The 21,733-nt window shown below is 62.2% G+C and carries 26 protein-coding genes; 14 read left to right on the top strand and 12 right to left on the bottom strand.

The annotated features are described in order from the left end of the window. Positions 1-70: 70 nt before the first annotated feature. Positions 71-1,270, bottom strand: a complete 1,200-nt coding sequence (gene hutI, locus AAC126_RS15920; RefSeq protein WP_339855030.1) for an imidazolonepropionase — start codon at positions 1,268-1,270, stop codon at positions 71-73. A 91-nt stretch (positions 1,271-1,361) separates the two neighbouring features. Here hutI and AAC126_RS15915 point away from each other — a divergent pair, with 91 nt between their 5' ends. Together AAC126_RS15915 and AAC126_RS15910 are read left to right on the top strand one after the other, a co-directional pair. After that, the gene (locus AAC126_RS15915) at positions 1,362-2,738 is read left to right on the top strand and encodes a formimidoylglutamate deiminase (protein ID WP_339855029.1); all 1,377 of its coding nucleotides are present in this window, start codon (positions 1,362-1,364) and stop codon (positions 2,736-2,738) included. Further along, a complete protein-coding gene (locus AAC126_RS15910) occupies positions 2,735-3,436 on the top strand; it encodes a UTRA domain-containing protein (protein WP_339855032.1) in 702 nt (233 codons plus the stop codon). Before AAC126_RS15915 ends, AAC126_RS15910 begins: the two co-directional genes overlap by 4 nt. 4 nt (positions 3,437-3,440) lie before the next feature. Here AAC126_RS15910 and AAC126_RS15905 read toward each other — a convergent pair whose 3' ends face one another. Further along, positions 3,441-3,917 carry a MarR family transcriptional regulator gene (locus tag AAC126_RS15905; protein WP_339855028.1) on the bottom strand — a complete coding sequence of 159 codons (477 nt, stop codon included), beginning with the start codon at positions 3,915-3,917 and terminating at the stop codon, positions 3,441-3,443. A gap of 134 nt (positions 3,918-4,051) precedes the next feature. Here AAC126_RS15905 and AAC126_RS15900 point away from each other — a divergent pair, with 134 nt between their 5' ends. The 8 genes from AAC126_RS15900 (at position 4,052) to AAC126_RS15865 (ending at position 10,026) form a co-directional block, all read left to right on the top strand. Beyond that, a complete protein-coding gene (locus AAC126_RS15900; protein WP_339855025.1) occupies positions 4,052-4,894 on the top strand; it encodes an alpha/beta hydrolase in 843 nt (280 codons plus the stop codon). A gap of 3 nt (positions 4,895-4,897) precedes the next feature. Continuing rightward, on the top strand, positions 4,898-5,350 hold the full coding sequence (locus tag AAC126_RS15895; RefSeq protein WP_339855023.1) for a thioesterase family protein: 453 nt from the start codon (positions 4,898-4,900) through the stop codon (positions 5,348-5,350). Between the two features lie 148 nt (positions 5,351-5,498). Further along, entirely contained in the window at positions 5,499-6,440 is a 942-nt protein-coding gene (locus AAC126_RS15890) for a diguanylate cyclase (protein WP_339855021.1), read from the top strand. Positions 6,441-6,549: 109 nt separating this feature from the next. Further along, on the top strand, positions 6,550-6,933 hold the full coding sequence (locus tag AAC126_RS15885) for a RidA family protein (protein WP_339855020.1): 384 nt from the start codon (positions 6,550-6,552) through the stop codon (positions 6,931-6,933). Positions 6,934-6,960: 27 nt separating this feature from the next. After that, positions 6,961-7,764, top strand: coding sequence for a metal ABC transporter permease (locus AAC126_RS15880; protein WP_339855018.1), 804 nt, complete (start codon positions 6,961-6,963; stop codon positions 7,762-7,764). A 77-nt stretch (positions 7,765-7,841) separates the two neighbouring features. Further along, positions 7,842-8,810 (top strand): zinc ABC transporter substrate-binding protein, encoded by a 969-nt coding sequence (locus AAC126_RS15875; protein WP_339855017.1) that lies wholly within the window; start codon positions 7,842-7,844, stop codon positions 8,808-8,810. Positions 8,811-8,846: 36 nt separating this feature from the next. Continuing rightward, positions 8,847-9,479, top strand: a complete 633-nt coding sequence (locus tag AAC126_RS15870; protein WP_339855016.1) for a 2-dehydro-3-deoxy-6-phosphogalactonate aldolase — start codon at positions 8,847-8,849, stop codon at positions 9,477-9,479. A 103-nt stretch (positions 9,480-9,582) separates the two neighbouring features. Beyond that, a complete protein-coding gene (locus tag AAC126_RS15865; RefSeq protein ID WP_339855014.1) occupies positions 9,583-10,026 on the top strand; it encodes a VOC family protein in 444 nt (147 codons plus the stop codon). A gap of 58 nt (positions 10,027-10,084) precedes the next feature. Here AAC126_RS15865 and AAC126_RS15860 read toward each other — a convergent pair whose 3' ends face one another. The 5 genes from AAC126_RS15860 to AAC126_RS15840 are packed head-to-tail and all read right to left on the bottom strand — an operon-like array spanning position 10,085 to position 13,826. Beyond that, positions 10,085-11,452, bottom strand: a complete 1,368-nt coding sequence (locus AAC126_RS15860; protein ID WP_339855012.1) for an MFS transporter — start codon at positions 11,450-11,452, stop codon at positions 10,085-10,087. A 21-nt stretch (positions 11,453-11,473) separates the two neighbouring features. Further along, positions 11,474-11,875, bottom strand: a complete 402-nt coding sequence (locus tag AAC126_RS15855) for a CBS domain-containing protein (protein ID WP_339855009.1) — start codon at positions 11,873-11,875, stop codon at positions 11,474-11,476. Continuing rightward, complete coding sequence (locus AAC126_RS15850) at positions 11,872-12,222, bottom strand: P-II family nitrogen regulator (RefSeq protein WP_339855007.1); 351 nt, start codon at positions 12,220-12,222, stop codon at positions 11,872-11,874. Before AAC126_RS15850 ends, AAC126_RS15855 begins: the two co-directional genes overlap by 4 nt. Then, complete coding sequence (locus AAC126_RS15845) at positions 12,219-13,055, bottom strand: DUF1538 domain-containing protein (RefSeq protein WP_339855005.1); 837 nt, start codon at positions 13,053-13,055, stop codon at positions 12,219-12,221. The genes AAC126_RS15850 and AAC126_RS15845 overlap by 4 nt, the downstream gene beginning before the upstream one ends. Before the next feature lie 36 nt (positions 13,056-13,091). After that, positions 13,092-13,826 (bottom strand): DUF1538 domain-containing protein, encoded by a 735-nt coding sequence (locus tag AAC126_RS15840; protein ID WP_339855004.1) that lies wholly within the window; start codon positions 13,824-13,826, stop codon positions 13,092-13,094. Between the two features lie 145 nt (positions 13,827-13,971). Here AAC126_RS15840 and AAC126_RS15835 point away from each other — a divergent pair, with 145 nt between their 5' ends. The 4 genes from AAC126_RS15835 to AAC126_RS15820 all read left to right on the top strand — a co-directional run bounded on the left by AAC126_RS15835 (position 13,972) and on the right by AAC126_RS15820 (position 16,904). After that, positions 13,972-14,403, top strand: coding sequence for a carboxymuconolactone decarboxylase family protein (locus AAC126_RS15835; RefSeq protein WP_339855002.1), 432 nt, complete (start codon positions 13,972-13,974; stop codon positions 14,401-14,403). A gap of 13 nt (positions 14,404-14,416) precedes the next feature. Further along, positions 14,417-15,301, top strand: coding sequence for an RNA polymerase sigma factor SigJ (gene sigJ / locus AAC126_RS15830; RefSeq protein WP_339855000.1), 885 nt, complete (start codon positions 14,417-14,419; stop codon positions 15,299-15,301). A gap of 119 nt (positions 15,302-15,420) precedes the next feature. Continuing rightward, positions 15,421-15,945 (top strand): hypothetical protein, encoded by a 525-nt coding sequence (locus tag AAC126_RS15825; protein WP_339854999.1) that lies wholly within the window; start codon positions 15,421-15,423, stop codon positions 15,943-15,945. Beyond that, positions 15,945-16,904: a ChaN family lipoprotein gene (locus tag AAC126_RS15820; RefSeq protein ID WP_339854998.1), complete on the top strand. Its 960-nt coding sequence runs from the start codon at positions 15,945-15,947 to the stop codon at positions 16,902-16,904. Before AAC126_RS15825 ends, AAC126_RS15820 begins: the two co-directional genes overlap by 1 nt. Positions 16,905-16,952: 48 nt before the next feature. Here the strand turns inward: AAC126_RS15820 and AAC126_RS15815 are convergent, their stop codons facing one another. From AAC126_RS15815 to AAC126_RS15795, 5 genes are all read right to left on the bottom strand, one after another. After that, on the bottom strand, positions 16,953-17,336 hold the full coding sequence (locus AAC126_RS15815) for a cytochrome c family protein (protein ID WP_339854996.1): 384 nt from the start codon (positions 17,334-17,336) through the stop codon (positions 16,953-16,955). Between the two features lie 120 nt (positions 17,337-17,456). Next, entirely contained in the window at positions 17,457-18,584 is a 1,128-nt protein-coding gene (locus tag AAC126_RS15810) for a DUF1513 domain-containing protein (RefSeq protein ID WP_339854994.1), read from the bottom strand. Between the two features lie 5 nt (positions 18,585-18,589). Continuing rightward, entirely contained in the window at positions 18,590-19,684 is a 1,095-nt protein-coding gene (locus AAC126_RS15805; RefSeq protein ID WP_339854993.1) for an imelysin family protein, read from the bottom strand. Between the two features lie 9 nt (positions 19,685-19,693). After that, entirely contained in the window at positions 19,694-21,193 is a 1,500-nt protein-coding gene (locus AAC126_RS15800; protein ID WP_339854992.1) for a di-heme oxidoredictase family protein, read from the bottom strand. 99 nt (positions 21,194-21,292) lie between these two features. Continuing rightward, positions 21,293-21,733: imelysin family protein (locus tag AAC126_RS15795; protein WP_339854990.1), on the bottom strand; the 441-nt coding region annotated here is incomplete at its 5' end.

The following is a 21,733-nucleotide window of genomic DNA, read 5'->3' as shown; positions in this document are numbered from 1 at the left end:
CGGTGGCCCTGGCTGCGCAGGCCTTCGAGATCGAGCAGCGTGGTGCTGCCCGGCGTCAGGATGATGTCGCTCATGAAGTCCCCGCGAAAATGCGTTTGTGGAGAGGGTTGAAGCCGATGCGGTAGGCCAGCTCGGCCGGCTCGCTGACGTCCCATACGGCGAGATCGGCCCGCTTTCCGGCCTCGATGGTGCCGGCATCTGCGAGGCCGAGTGCCTGAGCAGCGATCCGGGTGGCGCCTGCCAGCGCCTCTTCGGGCGTCATGCGGAACAGCGTGCAGGCCATGTTCATTGTCAGCAGCAGGGAGGTCAGCGGGGAGGAGCCGGGATTACAGTCCGTCGCAATCGCAATCGGCACGCCCGCATCGCGCAGGGCCTGAACCGGGGGGAGTTGCGTCTCGCGCAAGGTATAGAAAGCACCGGGCAGCAGAACGGCGACGGAGCCGCTTTCCGCCATGGCGGCGATGCCGTCCGCGCCGAGATATTCAAGATGATCCGCCGACAGCGCACCGTATCGCGCTGCGAGTGCCGTACCGCCGAGATCGGAAAGCTGCTCCGCATGGAGCTTCACCGGCAGGCCGAGTTCTTGCGCCCGTTTGAAAACGCGCTCGATCTGTGCCGGGCTGAAAGCGATGCCTTCGCAGAAACCGTCCACGGCATCGACCAAGCCTTCTTCCGCCGCTTTTGTCAGGGCTGGCAGGCAGATCTTGTCGATATAGGCGTCCGCCCGATCCTTGTATTCCGCCGGCACTGCATGCGCGCCGAGGAAGCTTGTGCGGACCCGGACCGGGCGTTCTTTCCCGATGCGACGGGCGGCGCGGAGCATTCGTAGCTCGGTTTCGATATCGAGGCCGTAGCCTGACTTGATTTCGAGTGTGGCGATACCTTCCGCCAGCAGCGCGTCAACGCGGGGCAGGGCATTGGCGACCAGATCGTCCTCGCTCGCTGCGCGGGTGGCGGTCATGGTGGAGACGATGCCGCCCCCGGCGCGGGCCACTTCCTCGTAACTCGCGCCTTCAAGCCGCAATTCGAACTCGCGGGCCCGGTTGCCGCCGAAGACGATATGGGTGTGGCAATCCACCAGAGCCGGGGTGATCAGGCGCCCGCCGCCATCCTCGCGCGGCCAATCCGCATAACTTGCCGGAAGATCTGCTTCCGGGCCTGCCCAGGCGATTTTCCCGTCCTGCAGCGCGACGGCGCCGTTCTTCACCAGCCCATAGGAACTGGTATCTGGAAGCATGGTCGCGAGCGTGGCATTGCGGAGGATCTGCATGGCCGTATGGTCCGAATAGAGGCTTGCCCGAAAGGCTGATTTGAATATTATGTCTATACATAATAATTGCTGTCAACAAGGAGACGCCACCGTGACGACGGTTTTCGCAGAGACACTTCTGATGGAGGGCGGCTGGCAGCGGGATGCGCTGGTCACGATTGACGGCAATGGCCGGATAGACTCTGTCCGGACTGGCGACGCTTCCGCCGCCGCTGGCGCGGACCATCGCGTTGCCGTGTTGCTGCCCGCGCCGGTGAACCTGCATTCGCATGCATTCCAGCGGGCGATGGCCGGGTTGACCGAAGGTCGCGGGCCCGATCCGAAAGACAGTTTCTGGACCTGGCGGCGGCTGATGTATCGCTTCCTGCAATCCCTGACACCGGAACATGTGAGTGCCGTTACGGCGCTGGTGCAGATGGAAATGCTGGAGGCGGGCTATGCTGGGTCGGTGGAGTTCCACTATCTGCATCATCAGGTCGACGGCACGCCCTATGCCGCGCTTGGTGAGATGAGTGAGCGCGTTGCAGAGGCGGCGGTGGAGACGGGTATCGGCCTTACCCTTGCGCCGGTTCTGTATCAGGTCGGCGGGTGTGATGGCCGTGATCTCGGTCCGGGGCAGATCCGTTTCGGCAATGACCCGGATCGTTATGCCCGGTTGCTTGAAGAGGCGGAGCAGGCGGTGGCGAAGCTGACGGCTGATTGCGCTATCGGTGTTGCGCCACATTCTCTCCGGGCGGTGACCCGCGAGGCACTTGCCGGGGCGGCGGCATTGCGTCCTGACCGTCCGATCCATATCCATGTCGCCGAGCAGGTAGCCGAGGTCGAGGAAGTCGAGGCAGCCTGGGGTGCCCGGCCGATGGCCTGGCTCTTGGAAAACCACGCAGTCGACCAGCGCTGGTGCCTGATCCATGCCACCCAGATGCAGCCGTCCGAGACCGAGGCGATGGCAAAGAGCGGTGCCGTCGCCGGGCTTTGCCCGATCACCGAATCCAGCCTTGGCGACGGAATCTTCGACGGTGTGCGCTATCGCGCGGCAGGCGGCAGCTTTGGTGTCGGATCGGACTCGAATATCCGGATCTCGCTCAGCGAGGAGCTGCGGACGCTGGAATATTCCCAACGCCTGCGGGACAAGGGGCGTGCCGTTCTGGCCGAGCAGGAACGCTCCGCCGGGCGGGTACTGTTCGAGGAAGCGGTACGGGGCGGTGCTCAGGCGGCGGGACGTGACAGCGGGGCGATTGCACCGGGCCGGATCGCCGATCTCGTGGCGCTGGACGGAGACGCACTCGACATTGCCGGACGCACCGGGGACCGCATTCTCGATACCTTCATCTTCGCCGGTGACGACCGCTGGGTGAGCGATGTCTGGTCCGCCGGACGTCATGTGGTAAGAGACGGCCGGCACATCGCCCGGGATCGGATCCGGGCGCGCTACCGTGAAACACTCCGCGATCTGGAGGACGCACTCTGACGCAGTCCGCGCTCAAGTCCTGGCAGGGCATTCAGGCCGAAATCAAACGCCGCATCGCCGACCGTGTCTGGCGCCCGGGCGAGCTGATTCCCGGCGAGACGGACCTGGCGGCGGAATTCGGCTGCGCCCGGGCCACGGTGAACCGTGCCCTGCAGGGACTGGCCGATAGCGGTCTGCTGGAACGGAAGCGCAAGGCAGGCACCCGTGTCGCGCTCGATCCGGTGCGCAAGGCGACGCTGGAAATCCCGATCACCCGGATTGAGGTCGAAGCTGCGGGCTCTGCCTATCACTTCGACATTCTGGAGCAGCGGCGGGCCCGCCTGCCTGCGTCGATAACAGAAGCGATACAGCTGGAGGACTCATTCGATGCCCTCCATATGCGCGGCCTGCACCGTGCGGACGCGCGACCGTTTCTCTACGAAGACCGATGGGTCAATCTGGAGGCGGTCCCGGAATTCGCCGAAGCGGACTTCTCCGCCATCAGCCCGAACGAGTGGCTGGTCAGGAACCAGCCTTTCACCAGGGGGGATATCAGCTTCCTCGCGGAGAATGCATCCGCCGTTCAGGCAAGCGCCCTTGGCGCGGAAGAAGGGGCGGCGCTGTTTGCCATCGAGCGGACGACATGGAATGAGACGGTGCCCATTACGTTCGTCCGTCTGGCATATCGGCCGGGCTACCGGATGACGACCGGAATCTAGCGGCTCAGTCCTGTTTCAACTGTCTGCGTATGGTCGTCAGCGCGTCGATCAGGGGTTGTGCTGTGTCCGGCGGGACCGCGGCAAGGAGATCATTGACCCAGCGTTCGTGACCGTCGGCCATCTCGGCGAAAACCGCTTCGCCCTTGTGGGTCAGCCTGACCAGTGTGGCCCGCTTATCGCCCGGCACCGGCAGGCGCTCCACCAACCCGTCCTGCACCAGCCGTTCGACGATCCCGGTGACATTGCCGTTCGAGACCATGAGCTGTTCGGAAAGGGCACTCATCCGGAGGCCGCTCTCGCTGCGTTCCAGAACGGCGAGGATTTCGAACCGTGGCAGGGTTTGATCGTAGGAGAGCCGCATCTCTTCCCGCAGCGCATTCTCGACGGACCGCGTGGTTCGCAAAATATTCAGCCAGAGCCTGAGCCGGGTTTTGCGTGTCTCTGCATTTTCCGCGAGACGTATGCTTGGTGCTTGCGCCATTTACGAATCTTAGGCTTTTAAATTAATTTCGCATCAAAAAATTGAGTATTAGTTGAATATTAAATCAAACTGGTGGCCGGTTGATACGTCTCCTAGGATCGGGTTTTGGCTATAGGCCAACAAACGACGGGAAGATGCCGCGTATGATTGCCGACTGGGATGACGCCTATGCGAACGGCCCGCACATAAAGGGGGCGGAGACTTATCCGCCGATGTGGCAACAGCGCGCCGCCGATTTCCGGCAGGAACTGGGCGACAGGGCGGAACTCGATATCCCCTACGGAGAGGCACCGCGTAACCGGCTCGACCTGTTTCGGCCCGCAGGTCCGGCCACCGGCCTCGCGCTGTTTGTTCATGGCGGTTACTGGCGGGCATTCGACAAAAGCATCTGGTCCCATCTGGCGCGTGGCGCGGTGGATCAGGGCTGGGCCGTTGCCATCCCGAGTTACACCCTGGCGCCGGAAGCGCGCATCGCGGATATCACGCGCGAGATCGGCAGGGCTGTGACAGCGGCCGCGCAATTGGTCGAGGGGCCGGTTCATCTCGCCGGTCATTCCGCCGGAGGACATCTTGTCAGCCGGATGCTGTGCCGGGATGTGCCGCTGGACCCGGCGCTTCGGGCGCGGATCGATCAGGTTGTCTCGATCAGCGGCCTGCATGACCTGCGCCCCTTGCTGAACCTTGAGATGAATGCCGACCTGAAACTCGACGAGGCCGAGGCCGCCGGGGAAAGCCCCGCGCTCCGCCACCCTGTGCGTGGTGCCCGGCTGGTCTGCTGGGCCGGCTCCGGCGAACGGCCCGAGTTCCTGCGCCAGAACGATCTGCTCGCCAATATCTGGACCGGGCTTGGTGCCGTTACGGCGACGGTCCACGCAAAGGGCAAACATCACTTTAATGTGATCGAGGGCCTGGAGGATGCGGACTCGCCTCTGACCCGATGTTTCATCACCCGGGGCTTCACCAAGGGAGAATACTGACTTATGGCCGCTTTCCAGATGCAACAACATGTGCGGTTCCAGCATTGCGACCCGGCGGCAATCGTTTTCTATCCGCGCTATTTCGAGATGATCAATCTCACCGTGGAGGAATGGTTCGGCACTGGCCTCGATTGGGGATTCCACCGGATGCACGAGGTTGACGACCGGGGCATCCCGACAGTCCGGATCTCTGTCGATTTCAGCGCTCCAAGCCGGTTGGGCGACGTGCTCGACTGGAGCCTCGCGGTGCAGAGGATTGGATCGTCGAGTCTTGATGTCGAGATCGTTGCGCGCTGTGAGGGGGAGTTGCGCCTGACCTGTCAGTCAACCCTTGTTCAGTTCGTAAAAAGCACCGGCCGGCCGGTCGCCTGGAGCGCGGGGATACGGGAGAAAATGAGGGCGTTCGAAGACAGCCCCATGGCCAATTCCACGATTAATTCCACAGGCGGCTCATAGAATATCCGGGGGGCTTTCTGGCAAGGAGCCCTGCTTTGGGATATCGTGTTTTGCGACATTATTTTACGCGGCGTTAACCATTCAGAGCGAATAATACAGATAGCAATTAATGCCGAGATCGACAGCGCGGCCGCGCGACGGAGAGGCGATGAGCAACGAAACAGATAGCCCGGAATTCTCGATCCTCGTGGTCGATGATGCTCCAGAGAACGTCATGCTGCTCAGCCTGATTTTGAAAGATCTCGGCAAAGTCTCCTCCGCCCTGAGCGGACGCGAGGCGATCGACAAGGCCCTGGAAAACCCTCCCGATCTGATCCTGCTCGACATCCAGATGCCGGAGCTGGACGGCTACGATGTGATCCGGGCCCTGAAAGAAGATCCGAAGACAGAAAACGTGCCGGTGATTTTTGTCACCGGTCTCTCCGATGAGGGTGACGAGGAGAAAGGCCTGAAGCTCGGGGCGATCGACTATATCACCAAGCCCTACAAGCCGGCGGTCGTCATCGCCCGGGTCCGTAATCACCTGCGGCTGCGTGAATATGCCATGCGCCTTGAGCAGTTGAACGAGGAGCTGGAGCGGCTTGCGACCACGGATGCGCTGACGTCGGCGTATAACAGGCGCTACTTCATGTCCAAACTGGACGAGGAGGTGAAGCGGGTGCGCCGGTACAAGCGCCCGTCATCGTTGATGATGATCGACGTGGATCATTTCAAGAAGATCAACGACACCTTCGGCCATGATGTCGGCGATCATGTCCTGATCGCGCTCGTCAAACTTCTGGAAGACAAGGTCAGGCAACTCGACACGGTGGCCCGGATCGGTGGGGAGGAATTCGCCATCCTGATGCCTGAAACGAGCGAGAAAGACGCGCTGATTCTGGTGAACAGACTGCTTGATGCGGCCCGGGCCGCTGCCATCACTGTTGCCGATGACACGGTCCGGTTCACCATCAGCGTCGGCTGCACGGAATTCGACGCGGATACCGTGGACGGAGAAGGCATTCTGAAAATGGCGGATATGGCACTGTACGACGCGAAGAGAAGCGGACGCGACCAGGTCGTCTTCCGGTCGCCCACGGTTACGGCTTGAACCACGCCATATATTTGCTCTTGCTTCACATTCCCTCTAAGTGATCTCTCTGGGATCAGCCCTTGTCCTCTCGACAAGCCGGGCTGCGACACTCAAGGGGAGAGCATTGATGAAATTCACCAATCCCGAAGGCGTTCCGGCGCCAGCCTCGACATACTCACAGCTGGTCACGGTACCGGCCAATGCCCGGCGCGCCATTGCCTCCGGCCAGATTGGCGTGGCGCCGGACGGCAGCGTGCGCGAGGGGCTGGAAGCCCAGACGGTTCAGGCGTTCGAGAACCTGTTCAAGGTTATCGAGGGTGCGGGCATGTCCAAGACGGACATCGTGAAGATCGTGTTCTATTCCACGGTGCCGGGCTCGGTTGCCTCTTTCCGGGAGATCCGGGACCGCATGTTCGACGGGCATGCGCCTGCCTGCACCTATCTGGAAATCTCCGCGCTCGCGACGCCGGACTTCCTTTGCGAAGTCGAGGGCGAGGCCGTCGCGCTCTGACGGGCGCGGCGATCGGGAGACGGGCCGGTGATTGACGACTTTCTGCTGCGGGCGCTTGCCGCCGGGATCGGAGCCGCTCTTGCGGCCGGTCCGCTGGGCTGTTTCGTGGTCTGGCGCCGGCTCGCGTATTTCGGCGATACAATGGCCCATTCCGCTCTGCTCGGGCTGGCGCTCGGCTTTCTGATGAATGTCGAGCCGGTGCTGGGAATTTTCGCCGTTACCGTCGCCGTCGCCGCGCTCCTGCTGTCGCTGGAACGCTGGAGCACGGTGCCGACCGACACGCTGCTGGGCATTCTCTCGCACGGGGCGCTGGCCATGGGGCTTGTGGCCATCGGGTTGATGAGCTGGCTCAGGGTCGATCTGATGGGTGTGCTGTTCGGCGACGTGCTGTCCGTGTCCATGCAGGACATCATGTTGATCTACGCCGTCGTCGCGGTGGTTCTGGTCTGCCTCTGGCGGATCTGGGAGCCGCTGCTGGCGACCACGGTCAGCAGTGATCTGGCCCAGGCCGAAGGGCTTGGGGGGCGCCGGGCCAATCTGGTTTTCACCCTTTTGCTTGCCCTGGTCATCGCCGTGGCGATCAAGGTCGTCGGGGTGCTGCTGATCACATCTTTGCTGATCCTGCCGGCCGCCGGTGCGCGGCGCTGGGCCAGAAGTCCGGAGGCCATGGTTGCCGGTGCCGTCGTTATCGGGATCGTCTCCGTGCTGATCGGCATGCTGGGCTCGGTGGAATTCGATACGCCGGCGGGGCCGTCCATCGTGCTGGTTGCCTTTGCCGTCTTCCTGATCGGCTTGCCGCGCTGGCCGGGCAGGCTCTCTTCACGCGGGTAAGGGCTTTGACCAATCGGGCTTGAATTCAAAATTTGTTATGTTATAACGTTTTTTGAATTCACCTGTTGAGATCCTCCATGAGATATCTGTTTCTACGGATCGGCGGCTTGTTGGCCGCTATTCTGCTTGTTGTCCTGCCAGCGCGCGCCGAGCTGTCGGTCGTCACATCGATTCCGCCGGTGCACAGCCTGGTCGCGAAGGTCATGGCCGGGGCCGGTGAGCCGCATCTCCTGCTCCGGAATGGACAGTCACCGCATGAATATGCGTTGCGCCCATCCGATGCCCGGGCGATCGAGAACGCCGACCTGATCATCCTGGTGTCCCATACGATCGAGACATTCCTTGAGGCCGCGGTTGACCGGAATGCCGATCATGGCGGCCGGGTCGTGGAATTGAGCGAAGCCAAGGGCGTCATGCATCTGAGCGTTCGTGAGGGCACGCTGTGGGATGTTTCGAAGCATGCCGGGCACACGGGGCACGGGCACGATCATGATGACGGGAATGGCGGGGACCATGCAGAGCATGAGCATGGCCCGGACGATCCGCATGTCTGGCTGAGCCCGTCCAACGCGCAGGCTTTTGTGCGTGCGATTGCGGCATCCCTGGCAGAGCACGACCCGGATCATGCCGCGCTCTATACCGCCAATGCGGCTGCGGCCGTGCAGGATCTCGAAGAGCTCTCCCGGACCATCCGGCAGAAGCTCGCACCGGTGCATGACAGGCCGTTTCTGGTGTTCCACGATGCCTATCAGTATTTCGAGACCGCGTTTGACCTGACGGCGGCCGGTGCGATCAGCCTCGGGACAGGGGCACCTCCGGGGGCGGCACGCCTGCGGGCTCTCCGGCAACGGGTCGCGGATGGCGGCATCCGCTGTATCTTCAAGGAGGTGCAGTTCAGGCCCCGTCTGGCCGAGGTCGTGGCCGAGGGTTCCGGGGCGAAGCTTGGCACGCTCGATCCGGTCGGCAGCACCATTCCGTTCGGACCGGATGCGTATAATGCACTGATGCTCGGATTAGCGGACGGTTTCGAATCCTGCCTGAAGTGACATACTGCCCCGAACAGGCATCACGGGGGCAGGACATTGATCGATATCGAAGACGCACTCGGCACCTGCCCCATCGTCGCAATTCTGCGCGGTCTTGAACCGGAGCGCGCGGAAGAGATCGGGCAGGCATTGTTCGATGCCGGCATTCGCGTGATCGAGGTGCCGCTGAATTCTCCCCGCCCGTTCGAAAGCATTGCCTGTCTTGCCCGTCTTCTCGGGGATCGCGCGGTGATTGGCGCCGGGACCGTGCTGACGGATGAGGACGTGCGGGCCGTGGCGGCGGCGGGTGGGCGCCTTGTCGTCTCTCCCAACACCGATACACGGGTGATCGACGAGACGAAATGGTGCGGCCTGATCTCCATGCCGGGCTTTTTCACACCAACCGAGGCATTCCAGGCACTGGCGGCGGGGGCGGATTATCTGAAGCTTTTCCCGGGCGATGCGATCCAGCCGAAAATCGTCGGTGCGTTGCGGGCCGTCTTGCCGCCGGACCGGGGGATCGTCGTCACCGGCGGCGTCGGGCGCGACAATATCGCCGACTTTTTCGCAGCCGGCGCCAGGGCGGTTGCCGTTGGCTCCTCGATCTTCAAGCCGGGCAAGCCGGTGGAGCAAATCGGCGCCGATGCCGCCGCGTTGATCGCTGCCTGGCGGGACGGCGACCCGCATTGACGGAATAAGGCCATTTCGGAAAGCGGGCTTGTAACCGGACGGCGCCTGCGCGATGTCATAAGCTCAACGCCATTTCACAAGCATGCCAAGCGGGAGCGAACACATGCGGTATCTGCACACGATGGTCCGGATCAGCGACATCGACGAGAGCCTGAAATTCTATTGCGACATTCTCGGTCTCAAGGAAGTTCATCGCTATGAAAGCGAGAAGGGCCGTTTCACCAACATTTTCCTCTACGCGCCGGGTGACGAGGCGACGGCCGCTTCCGACAAGCGCGCGCCAGTGGTCGAGCTGACCTACAACTGGGATCCGGAAGAGTACAAGACCGGCCGGGCCTGGGGGCATCTCGCCTTCCGTGTCGAGAATATCTACGAGCTTTGCCAGAAGATCATGGATGCGGGTGTCACCATCAACCGTCCGCCGCGTGACGGTTACATGGCGTTCGTGAAGTCGCCGGACGGCATCTCCATCGAAATCCTGCAGGAAGGCGAGGCGCTGGCGCCGGCCGAGCCCTGGGCGTCGATGGCAAATACCGGCTCCTGGTAAAACCCTGACACGACCCGGCATCGCACCGTTTCCGGCTGCACTTCAGCCTGCGTCAGATCTACCCCTGCGGCCATGCCGTATGGTGATCGTCGATGACAAAGGCATGGCTGTGCCGGAACGTGCGATGCCGGTGCGTCTGTCCCGACGGCCCGGCTTTCGCGAGCTGTGTCGGTTGGTGGTGTCCGTCGTCTGTGATCGGGTGCGCGTGGACCAGCTCCTCATGTTCGTGATCCAGTTCGGCCGGATCATGTGCGGGCCAGAACAGCAGCGCGCCTGACAGGCCCGCCGTCGCTCCTGCGGCAAGCATGATGAAAGCCATATCCATGCCAAGGGATGTGGCGACCCATCCGGCAAGCGGATAGGTGACAAGCCAGCAGGCATGCGACAGCGCGAATTGCGCGGCGAACAGATCGGTTCTGTCTTCGGCATGACAGGATCGCCTCAGCAGCAACCCCGACGGGGTCATTATCATGGATATGCCGATCCCTATCGCGCACCATACGGCCAGGGCCTGCAGGTAGGTTTCCGCAAGGATACCGGCGCAGAGCGAGACTGCCAGCAGCGCGGCACCCGCGAGCATGACGGGGCGGGCCGAGCGATGCTCAAGCAGTCTTGGTAAGGTCAGGGCGACGATCATCGAGCCCAGGCCGGTGGCCGCATAGAACAGCGTGACGTCCCGCTCCGTGCCGCCGAGAACGTCCTGAACAAAGACCACACTATTCACGATCACCATGGAGCCGGCCGCCGAAACCGCGAAGCTCAGGGCGAGCAAACCGCGCAGCCGGGGCGTCTTGAGATAAATCCAGCTCCCGCGCGTCACTTTGGCGCGAAAGCTGCGCTGCGCCGCGTCCGGTTTCTGGGCGGGGATCGAGGCGGTGAGGATAAGGGCCGCGGAGGCCAGGAAGCCGAGCGCATTGCCGGCAAACAGCCCGTGAAATGTCATGACCGACAAAAGCAGGCCCGCCAGAAGCGGGCTGGCCAGTTGCTCAAGGTCGTAGAGCAGACGGGAGAGGGAAAGCGCCCGTGTGTAATCCCGCTCTTCCGGGAGAAGATCCGGAATGGTGGCCTGGAATGTCGGGGTGAAGGCGGCGGAACAGGCCTGGAACAGAAAGATCAGCAGATAGATCTGCCAGATCTCGGTCACGAACGGCAGCAGGATCACGAACCCTGCTCGGATCAGGTCCAGAGCGACCAGAAAGGGGCCTCTGCGGAACCGGCTGGACAGGGCGGCGCCGACAGGACCGAGCAGGACATAGGAGATCATCTTGATGGCGAGGGCGGTGCCGAGCACAAGCCCGGCATCCGGTCCGGCAATCTGGTAGGCGAGCAGTCCGAGGGCGACCGTCGTCAATCCACTGCCGAGCAGAGAGAGGGCCTGTGCGAGAAAAAGATGCCTGTAGGCGGAATGTCTCAGAATATCGATCATGTTCCCCCGCTCGAAAAGAGGTCAGTCGGGGGCAGTATAGCGCACAACCATGTCCCTGAGGGTCACGATGCCGACCATGTCGCCCTGGCGGGTGACAAGCGCCCGGGTCAGCTTGAAGCGGTTCAGCATGCGGATCGCGTATTTGATATCCATGCCGACATCGACACTCAGCACCGGCTTGGACATGATCTCGTAAACGCTGGTGCGCTCCGGCGAGCGGTCCTTGCTGGCCACATGCGCCGCGATATCGCCGACCGTGACGACGCCGTACTCGTCCCTGTCGTCCCGCCGTTCGATGACCAGCGAGCTGACATTGTGCTCCCGCATCAGGTCGATGGCGTTCCGCACCGTCGCGAGGCCGTCGATGACATGCGGGTTGCCGCTCATCACGTCCTCGACCTTCACATAAGGATGCTGGTTCATATTTCTTCCTCGATCTCTTTTTCGATTTCCTTGATTTGCGAGGTCAGGCCGACGGCGTCCTCGATGTCGATCTGGAAGGCGACACCGCTGCCGAGATCCTCGTCGAACCGGGCAGCCCGGCAGATCTCTTCCAGGATATGACGCGACATATGTTCCTCGACCACCAGCAGCACGACGTCGCGCTGGCCCTCAAGGGTGAGGCCGAGGAAGGTGGAGGAGGGTTTCAGGCCCTCGCCCCGGACATTGGTGATAACGGTGCTGCCGGTGCCGCCGCACTTTCGTGCGGTGTCGACGACGATCTCGGTCTTGGCATCGCTTACCACGGCAACTATCAGCTTGAACTTCATTGCTGGCTCCCTGGCTGTGGGGTTGCGGTTTCGGTATCAAATCGGGAACGGGCGGCCTCGCGCTTCTTGCGCCGCGCGGCCATCCAGGCGCCCGCCTGGGCATAACTCATGACGCTGAGCATGGGGAAGAGGCTGGCAAGGGCGATCAGCCCGAATCCGTCCAGCACCGGGTCTCTCCCTGGCACGGTGGATGCGAGGCCGAGGCCGAGCGCCGTGACCAGCGGGACGGTGACGGTGGAGGTGGTGACGCCGCCGGAATCGTAGGCCAGCGGAATGATCATGCGCGGCGCGTAGATCGTCTGCAGGACGACGAGCGTGTAGCCGGCGATCATATAGAGATAGAGCGGTGTGCCGGTGACGATCCGGAAGGCGCCGACGGCGATGCTGAGGGCGACGCCGATGGCGACGGCAATGCGCAGGCCCCGGCCGTCGATGGTCCCGCCGGTGAGGGTGCTGGCCTTGTTGGCGACGGCGATCAGGGACGGCTCGGCAATGGTGGTGGAAAAGCCGATGGCGGCGGCAAACAGATAGACCCAGTAATAATCCGCCCAGCCGAGGCTGGCGATGTCGCGGCCGGGCGCGATGAAGGCCGGATCGGTTAGCTGCGTCGCCATCAGGGCGCCGATCGGGAACAGGGCTTCTTCCAGCCCGACCAGGAAGAGCGAGAGGCCGAGGATCACATAGACGAAACCGAGCAGTACCCGGCCGAGTTGGGGAATGCTCTGGCGCAGCACGACAAGCTGAAAGAAGGCGAGGATCGCGGCAATCGGGAACACGTCGATAAGCGTGCCGAGAAAAGCCTCATAGAGCGCCGTGATCCATTCCATCGCCATGCCTAGAAACCCGCCATGTCTAGAAACCTGCCATGTCTAGAACACCATCCCGAAGATGAGGACAAAGATCATCGGCGATAGTGAGGCAAAGGCGATCAGCCCGAAACCGTCGATTGCCGGATTGCGTCCCTTGATGACCGTCGCCAGCCCGACGCCAAGGGCGGTGACCAGCGGGACGGTGACGGTGGAGGTGGTGACGCCGCCGGAATCATAGGCGATGCCGATGATCTGTTCCGGCGCTATCACGGTCAGGGCCTGCACCGCCACATAGCCGCCGATCATGATCCAGTGCAGTGGCCAGCCTTTCAGGATGCGGAACACGCCGACCACGATGGCGATGCCGACCGAGGCCGCGACCGTATAGCGGAGCGCGCGGGCATAGCTGTTCATCGCCTCCGGCGCGTTGGCGATGAAGCCGCCTTCCGCCATCACCCGCGCCGCTTCGTCGCCGACGGCGATCAGGGAGGGTTCGGCCACTGTCGTTCCGAAGCCGAGCCCGAAGGAAAACAGCAGGAGCCAGGTCAGGCTGCCCTTGCGGGCAAGGGCGCCGGCAAGAAATTCGCCGATCGGGAACAGGGCCATCTCCAGCCCCTGCAGAAACAATGTCAGGCCGAGGACCACGACAACCAGACCGGCCAGTGTTTGTCCCAGGTTCGGGAACGGCTGCTGAAGCACAACGAGCTGGAAGAAGGCTACGACCAGTACGATCGGCAACACGTCCCGGGCAGTGCCGAGCAGGAGGGAGCCGAACGCAAGAAGCCGATTGATCATGCAGGCAGGCTAGCGGCTTGGTCTGCCGACATCCAGTGCGCCCATCGCCGCATGCGTGCGGAAAATTTCCGAGGCCACGTCACAACAGGAAACGCTGGCTCGACATGTCTGTGAAACCCATTGCAACGCCAAGCAGGAGACAGACATGGCTGGCACAGGACCCGTGAACTTTTACGCCAACGCCGGAGCTATTCTCGGCAAACTGGAAACCGTCGAGACAAGTATCGCCGAAGCCGGCTTCGACAAGCTGCTGCATCATCTGGTGAAGCTGCGCGCCTCGCAGATCAACCAGTGCGCCTTTTGCGTCAAGATGCATATCGCGGAAGCCCTCAAGGATGGCGACAGCCAGGAGCGGATCGACCGGGTCATCGTCTGGCGCCATGTCCGCGATTTCACCCCGGCGGAAAAGGCGGCACTGGCCTGGACCGAGGCCTTGACCGAACTTGATCCGAAGGCCGATCTTGGGTCGTTGCGGCAGGAGCTGCGCGAGCACTTCTCCGACACGGACATTTCGACGCTGACGGCGATCATTGCCATGATCAATCTCTGGAACCGCATTCAGGTCTCCCAACATTGATGAAAAAGCATTGATGAAACAGAGTCCGGATCATCTGCGGGAGTTCGAGGAGGCGCGGCCGATGCTGATCGGCCTCGCCTACCGGCTGCTGGGCTCCCGCGCCGAGGCGGAGGACGTCGTGCAGGACACTTTTCTGGCCTGGAGCGGGACTGACCGTGCCGTGATCGAACAACCGCGTGCCTGGCTGAGTTCGGTCTGTACCCGGCGGGCTCTGGATGTCCTGAAATCGGCTCGGCGCAGCCGCACCGATTATGTCGGTCACTGGCTGCCGGAGCCGATCGAGACCGGGGACAGCGGGACGCCTGAATCGGATCTCATGATCAGCGAAAGTGTCACCATGGCGTTTCTGCTGGTGCTGGATCGTCTGGCCCCGAAAGAGCGGGCGGCGTTTGTGCTGCACGATGTTTTCGGCATGGACTATGCGGAAATCGCGGAGCAGCTCGGGAGCACGGAGGCGGCTTGCCGCAAGCTGGCCTCGCGGGCGCGGGTCAATGTCAGGCAAGCGGGTAATACCAAGCCTGCCCCAAGGGATCTGCAGCAATGCCTGATCGATGCCTTCCAGACCGCGTTGCGGACCGGAGCTGCGGATGACCTCGCCGGGTTGCTGGCGCGCGACGCAGTTTTGACCGCTGACAGCGGCGGCAAGGCGGCGTCAATTCTTGGGCCTGTCAAAGGTGCGGAGCGGATTCTCACTTTTGTTACCAGGGCGTTGCCGAAATTTTGGTCCGACTATTCCATCACGGTGGCGGAGATCAATGCGCAGCTTGCTCTGATTGTGCGGGACGGCCCCGCCGCGCACGCTGTCGTGACATTCCGGGTGAATGCTGACCAGTGGATCTCGGAGATCATGGTCATGCGGAATCCAGACAAGTTGCGCGGCTTCGACCTCGCGGACTGAATTCCAGAAATCCGCCGAAGACCATGGAAACATCATCAATTATCTAAAAATACACGCAATCTTAAGGAGTTGCAGCGATATGTCATAGAATTGCATCTAAATTGCTTGGGGAATGCGGTATGGTTGCCGCGATGGAGACACAGCCTCGCCTTACCAAGACCTACCGGTTGCTGGTCCGGGGGACCAATATCAACGAGACCTCCTTGTTGGCGACCGACTACCTGAACCATTTCAATGAAGTGGTGATGCTGCTTGAGCTCATTCCGGACATGCCGGACATGCTTGAGGAGGTCGAGGAATGGAAGCCGGCGACCTATATCGAGCATTTCGCGGCCAGCGGGTTCTCGGACAAGGAACTGGCTATCTGGGCCTATGAAAATGCCCCGCATGAATATATTCATGCCTTCGAGGATCTGGTGGCGTCTGCCAACGAGCAGATTTTCGCGACGGTGGGGCTTTTAAAGAAGCTGAATGGAACGGTGCCCGAAGACGAGTTCCGCAATCAGACCCTGGCAAAGGTCCGTGAGGTCAGATTGACGCTGGAACAGATCTCGGGCGTTATCAACGGCACGGTGCCGCGTTACGATCAGGCGGAGATCGACGACATCATGGACCAGAACGCGATCGACAGCCTTTTCGACTGATGGTTTTTCGCAATATCCCACATGCTGGTCAGCGCTGGCTTGGCGTTTTCGCCCTTGTCGTTGCTCTCGGTTCAGCCGTTCCGGCCCTTGCCTCTCCGCCACCTGCCTTGTTTGTCACGGAGACGGGCGAGCCTGTTTCCATTGAGCACCTTGCGGAAGACCTTGCGGAGCGGCGCTTCGTTTTGCTGGGCGAAAAGCACGACAATCCCGAACATCACGAAATCCAGGCGGAACTTCTGCACCGGATGATCGCGGCGGGCCGCAAGCCGGCTCTGGTCTGGGAGATGATCGAGCGCGGCAAGCAAGCCGCAGTGGATACATTCCGGGCGAGCGGGAACACGGACCCGGATGCGTTTGCCGAGGCTATCGGCTGGGCCGATTCCAGCTGGCCCGACTGGAAATTCTACCGGCCGATCGCGGACGCGGCGCTGGCAGCCGGATTGCCCATGATCGCCGGAAACCTGGATGCGGAAACGGTCCGGTCCATCAGTCAGGGCGATATGATCGAGGCGGACCTGAGAGCAGCTCTCCGGCTGGACGAGGCCGTTCCGGAATTTGTCCGTGACGCAGTTCGGGATGAGGTCTATCGCGGCCATTGCGGACTCATTCCGCGGGACAAGCTCTCTCCGATGGTCGCCGTTCAGATCGCCCGGGATGCCAGTCTGGCGGAAGCGATGGTGCGGGCCGCCGGGGCGGCTGATGGCGCCGTGCTGATCGCGGGGGGGCAGCATGCGCGCCGCGATACCGGCGCGGGCTTTCACCTCGAACACAGGTTCGGCGGCGGGAATATTGCGTCTATCGGTATGCTGGAAGGCGATCTGGAGATCGTCTGGGCGGGCGAGGAACACGCGGTTCCGCCCGGCAGGTTCGACTATGTCTGGTACACGGACCCGGCGCAGCCCGATAAGGACTATTGCGCCGATCTGGAAGCCCGCTTCAAAGCCTTCACGAAGAACTGACCGCGCACCTGCTTCTGGTGCGCGGCGCAGGGACCATGATCAGGCGTCTTATTTACCGCTTTCAGCCTTGATGTAGGCGATGACGTCGTCGATGTCGTCCTGCTTCTTCAGGCCGACAAACGCCATCTTGGTGCCCTTGATATATTTTTTCGGGGCAGCCAGGAATTCGGCGATGCTGACTTCATCCCAGACCAGACCTTCTGCGGCCTTGGCTTCCATGGCTTTGGAATATTTGAACTTTTCCACATGCGCGGCAGGGCGGCCGATAACACCGACAAGGTGCGGGCCGACCCGGTTCTTTTCCGCGTCGACGACGTGACAGGCCTTGCATTTCCGGAAGACCTTCTCGCCTTTTGCCGCATCGCCCCCGGCCATGGCCGGGCTGACGGTCAGGGCCAGAAGGGTGGCGACGTAAGCAGCTTTGCGCAGCATATTTCTCTCCAATTCAGCCGGTCGTTAAAGTCGACGATCTGTTCTGCTCTTTTGTAGCGCTTCATGCAGAGCGATCCCAGTTGCCGAACTGTCGCACCGGTTGCCGGGTCGTGCCGCGCCTCACAGAGACCGGTCAAGCACAGTCATATGGTTGTCGAATGCCAATCCTGCAAATCGTTGTGTGTGACCTTCCGTGACATGGCTCGAAGGGTCGGCGATGCGGGAAAGAAGTTTGCCGAAACCGGTTGAAAACCGGAACCCGCCCGGATGCGGACCCGCCGCAACACCGGCGCTGTCGCGCACGCTGTTGAAGGACACCAGCTTGCCGTCCGGGAGTGACCAGATGGCAATCTTGTCGCCGCGCGGGAAGGTGCTGGCCCCGAACTTTCCACTCGGATCGATGGCGACGTCGGCGCAATAGCCCTTCAGCCGGGGTGTCAGGGTTTCCGGGGCATCGAACAGGGTGCTTTTCCCGTCGCGCCCGATCATGCCGACAAGTGGAGGCGCATCGGAGGTGTCGCCCTGATACTGCATCCCGAACAGCACGGTGCCGTCCGGACTGGTGTCGAGATGCCGGATGCTGTTCTTGTGCAGCTCATGCGGAAGCTCGACCTTGCGGATGAAGCTGCCGTCGCGGGCATCGAGGAAAACCAGGCTTGGCTTCATGTCGGCGATGTTCAGCTTGGCCCGGCCACTGTCCGGATGGGTCAGGATGCCGCCATTGGCGATGGCCAGGGTTACGCCGTCCGGCATCAGGCTGAGGTCATGCGGGCCAATATCGTGGCTGTCCCATTCCCCGACCCGCTCGTAATGCTCCCCGATGGTCCAGACGCCGATGGCGCCACGGGCATTGTCGTAATCGTTCTCCGTGGTGAAGAGCAGACGGCCGTCCGGCGAGAACCCGGCATGGCCATAGAAATGCCGGCCTTCCGGGGCATTCACCAGATCCCGGAGCGTGCCGGTCTGCAGATCGGCAACCAGCATGAAGCGTCCGGGACGGCGTGCCATGTGGACTGCCGTCTTGCCGTCGGGCGAAATGGTCGTTGCGTGCCCGCGGCCGGGGAGGGGCAGCTCGAACGAGACCGCGCCCTTCTCGGTGAAGCCGACCAGCACGAAACTGCCATCGGGCTTCCGGGCACAGGATATCAGCAGACGATCATCGGCCTGCCCGGCGGTGAGCGGAGCGGAGACCAGAGCGGTTGCTCCGGAAGCGATGAGCCCGGCGATCAGGGTTCTGCGTGTGATCATGGCAATCAGTCTCCGTCCCTGCTGTTGAAACCCGGCGAGATATCGAGGGCAACCGCCAGATCGGTGCCGATCAGACCGGCGAGCACTTTCAGATCCGCGCGGATGGCCTGCAAGGCTTCGCGCTTCTCGGGTGCGGTGAAGGCATCGTAGAGGGAGCCTTCAAGCGCACGGGACTGGGTGACGGCTTGCTGAAACCCGGCGGTGATCTGGTCGGCCAGTGTGTTCTCTCCGGCATCCCGCAAGGCCTGGTCGAATCCGCCGCTGAGATACAGATCTTCGGTGCCCTTCAGGGACGCGACAAGAATGTCGCGGGACAGGCCGCTGCGCCAGGCTTCGGCCAGTTTCGGGCGGGCCTTGTCCAGTTCCGAGCCGAGCGGCCGTCCAAGCCGGACGTCGCGGCTCGCTTCCAGCTCGCCAAGCAGACTCTGCAACAGCTCGACCGTCACCTCGTAGGTCTCCGAATAGGGACCTTCGCCGGTGCCCGCCATGGCGACCGCATGGGCGTAGCCGTCGGTCGGGTTCCAGTTATCGACAATGCCTTTGGCGGCGATGGCGAGGTTGCTGGCAATGGTCGTGGTCAGGGCGCACTTGAAGCTGCCCTTGGGGGCGGCATATCCCGCATCGCCGTCAGCCAGAAGCCGCTCGAGAGCGGGGAGTCCCTGAACCGCGATACTGGTCTTGGCGAAAGTGGCATGCTCAAGCGCGGCACTGTCTTCCGCCGCGAGAACGCGGGACAGTTGCCGGCCGATCTTGTTTCGGGTGTCGGGCCAGAACTGGATGCGGAAACCCCGGTTCAGGAACTGCACCGGGCCGAACTGGATATGCCGGATGCCCGCCCAGGCGATCCAGTAATTCCGGAAGGCGGTGTCGAGGGTGGTGAAGTTCTGCGCCGTGCGGTCCTGACAATAAGCCGTAGCGGCGGTTTCAAGTCCGGTTCCGGCCGTGGCCAGATGTTCATAACGCGGGATGATGTGGTCGTAGACGCTTGCCTTCGTAATGGCCCTGAAGGTGTCGTCCGTATCTGACGCACGCGCCGGACTGGCTGGCCCCGCGGCTGAAATTGCCAGGAAGGAGACCATCAGGATCAGAATGCGTGTCATGGCGTTCGCCTATAGCGAGTTGAGAAAACGGAGAAGGTTCTCGCGGTCCCTGGTCGGGAGGGCGATCACCCGGTTACGTGCAGTTGTTGCTTCGCCGCCGTGCCAGAGAATCGCTTCAAGCAGGTTCCGGGCGCGGCCGTCATGCAGAAAATGTGTGTGCCCGCTGACGGTCTTTGTCAGGCCGATACCCCAGAGCGGCGGCGTGCGCCATTCCCGGCCATCGGCAAAGCCGTCGGGACGATCGTCAGCGAGACCATCGCCCATATCATGCAGCAACATGTCCGTGTATGGCCAGACCAGCTGGAAGGATTGTTCCGGGCGCAGCGGATCGCGCGGGGTGACGTATTTCGGGCGGTGGCAGGCAATGCAGCCCGTCCCGTAGAATATTTTCTTGCCGGCCAGCACAGCCGGATTGCCGACATCGCGCCGGGCCGGAACCGCGAGATTACGGCTGTAGAAGGTCACCAGATCCAGCAGGTGATCGTTGACTTCCACGTTACCGCTTCTGGCATCTCCACCGTCCGGAGCCGCGATGCAGGCGGTCTGGGCCGGTGTGCAGTCACCGGCATTCGCCGGATGCAGGCTGGAGGAAATCCCGAGATCGCCGGAGAAGGCGTCGGTGACCTGATCCTTGAGGGTCGCCTGATTGGCTTTCCAGCCGAACCTGCCAAGCATCACTTCCTGGCCGAGCTTGCTTCTGATCCGGTTGCCGCGTCCCGAAATGCCGTCGCCGTCCCGGTCATCAGGATCGGCCCAGCTCAGGATATCCTCTTCCGAGAGCGCTTCGAGCATGCCGAGGCCGATCATCGGTGAGGCGATGCGCGGGGAGATCATCAGATCCTCCCTGAACGGGCCATAGCCGGGACCCGTCAGGGTGATCACCGGTTTCCGCAGGGAGACGATTGTGCCATCCGGCAAGGGCACCGGGGTCTCTTCGTAGGTGACGGTGACAGTTGCTTCCGCGCTCTGGCCCGGTGTGGCGAAATTCTGTAATTGCCCGCCATAGACCGGATCGGGAATGGACGGCGCCGTGCCCGATTTCAGACTGGCGTGGTCGTCAGCGTTTTGGGGCGGGATGCTGAGCCGGAGCAGCAGGGCGACCGAACCGCTTTCGGCCTGAAGGCCATCCGGGGCCGCGCCGCGCCCGTCTTTCAGATGGCAGCGTTGGCAGGACCGCGCATTGTAGAGCGGTCCTAGGCCGTCCGAGGATTTCGTGCTGGCGGGCGCGCTGACCCACATTTTCTTAAAGATGCCGTCCCCGAGTTCGAAATAGAGCCGGCGGTCAAAAGCCATGTTCGCGGAGGGATGGGAGAAGGCGTCGCCGTTGATCCGCTTCCGGTGTGTGGCGGCGCCGGCCTGCATGATCTCGTATTTTTCCGGCCTGGAGAAATCGGAGGTCGGTGCCGTGATCCGGGTAATGCGGTCCTGTTCCGCCTCCGCAAAGGCGGGAAGCGTGCCAGCACTGCTCATCAGCAGTGCGCAGAACAGCAGTTTCGATCGGTTCAGCATGATCCGGTTCTAGCGCAGAATGTGGCGTCTCGAACAGAAAAGAGGGGACGGCGTGAGCCGTCCCCTTTGAGTGGGAGAGATATGCTGGTGCCGCACCGGTTACTGAAAAACAGCCCCCGGATTGTCTAGACTGTCAGAACCTTCGAATTCGAGGGCTGACAGACCGAGCGCTGCGACGACACGCTCGATCGACCTGGTTTGCACGGTAAGGGCATCCACAGCGGCCTGAACGATCTCGTTCCCCCGTGTGTTTCCTTCCGCAAGCATCTGGTCATAACGCTCCCCTTTTTCCGCAGTGTCGGAGAGGGAGGTCATCTTGTTCATGGTGGCATCCAGGGCGGCGCGCAGTTCCGTGTCCGCGCTGCTGTCCTTGCCGGAGACGAAAGCGGAGAGGCTTGCGCCTTTCACGACAGACCCGTCGGTCCGCTTGTATTCGCCGAGATAAACATTCCGGATACCGAGGGCATCATTGTAGTGCGAGCGATGGGTGTTATCGCTGAAGCAGTCATGCTCTTCCTCGGGATCGTGCAGCATCAGGCC

This window comes from uncultured Nisaea sp. (assembly GCF_963974195.1).
Taxonomy (GTDB): Bacteria; Pseudomonadota; Alphaproteobacteria; order Thalassobaculales; family Thalassobaculaceae; genus Nisaea.
This window is presented reverse-complemented; position numbering and strand designations above follow the sequence as displayed.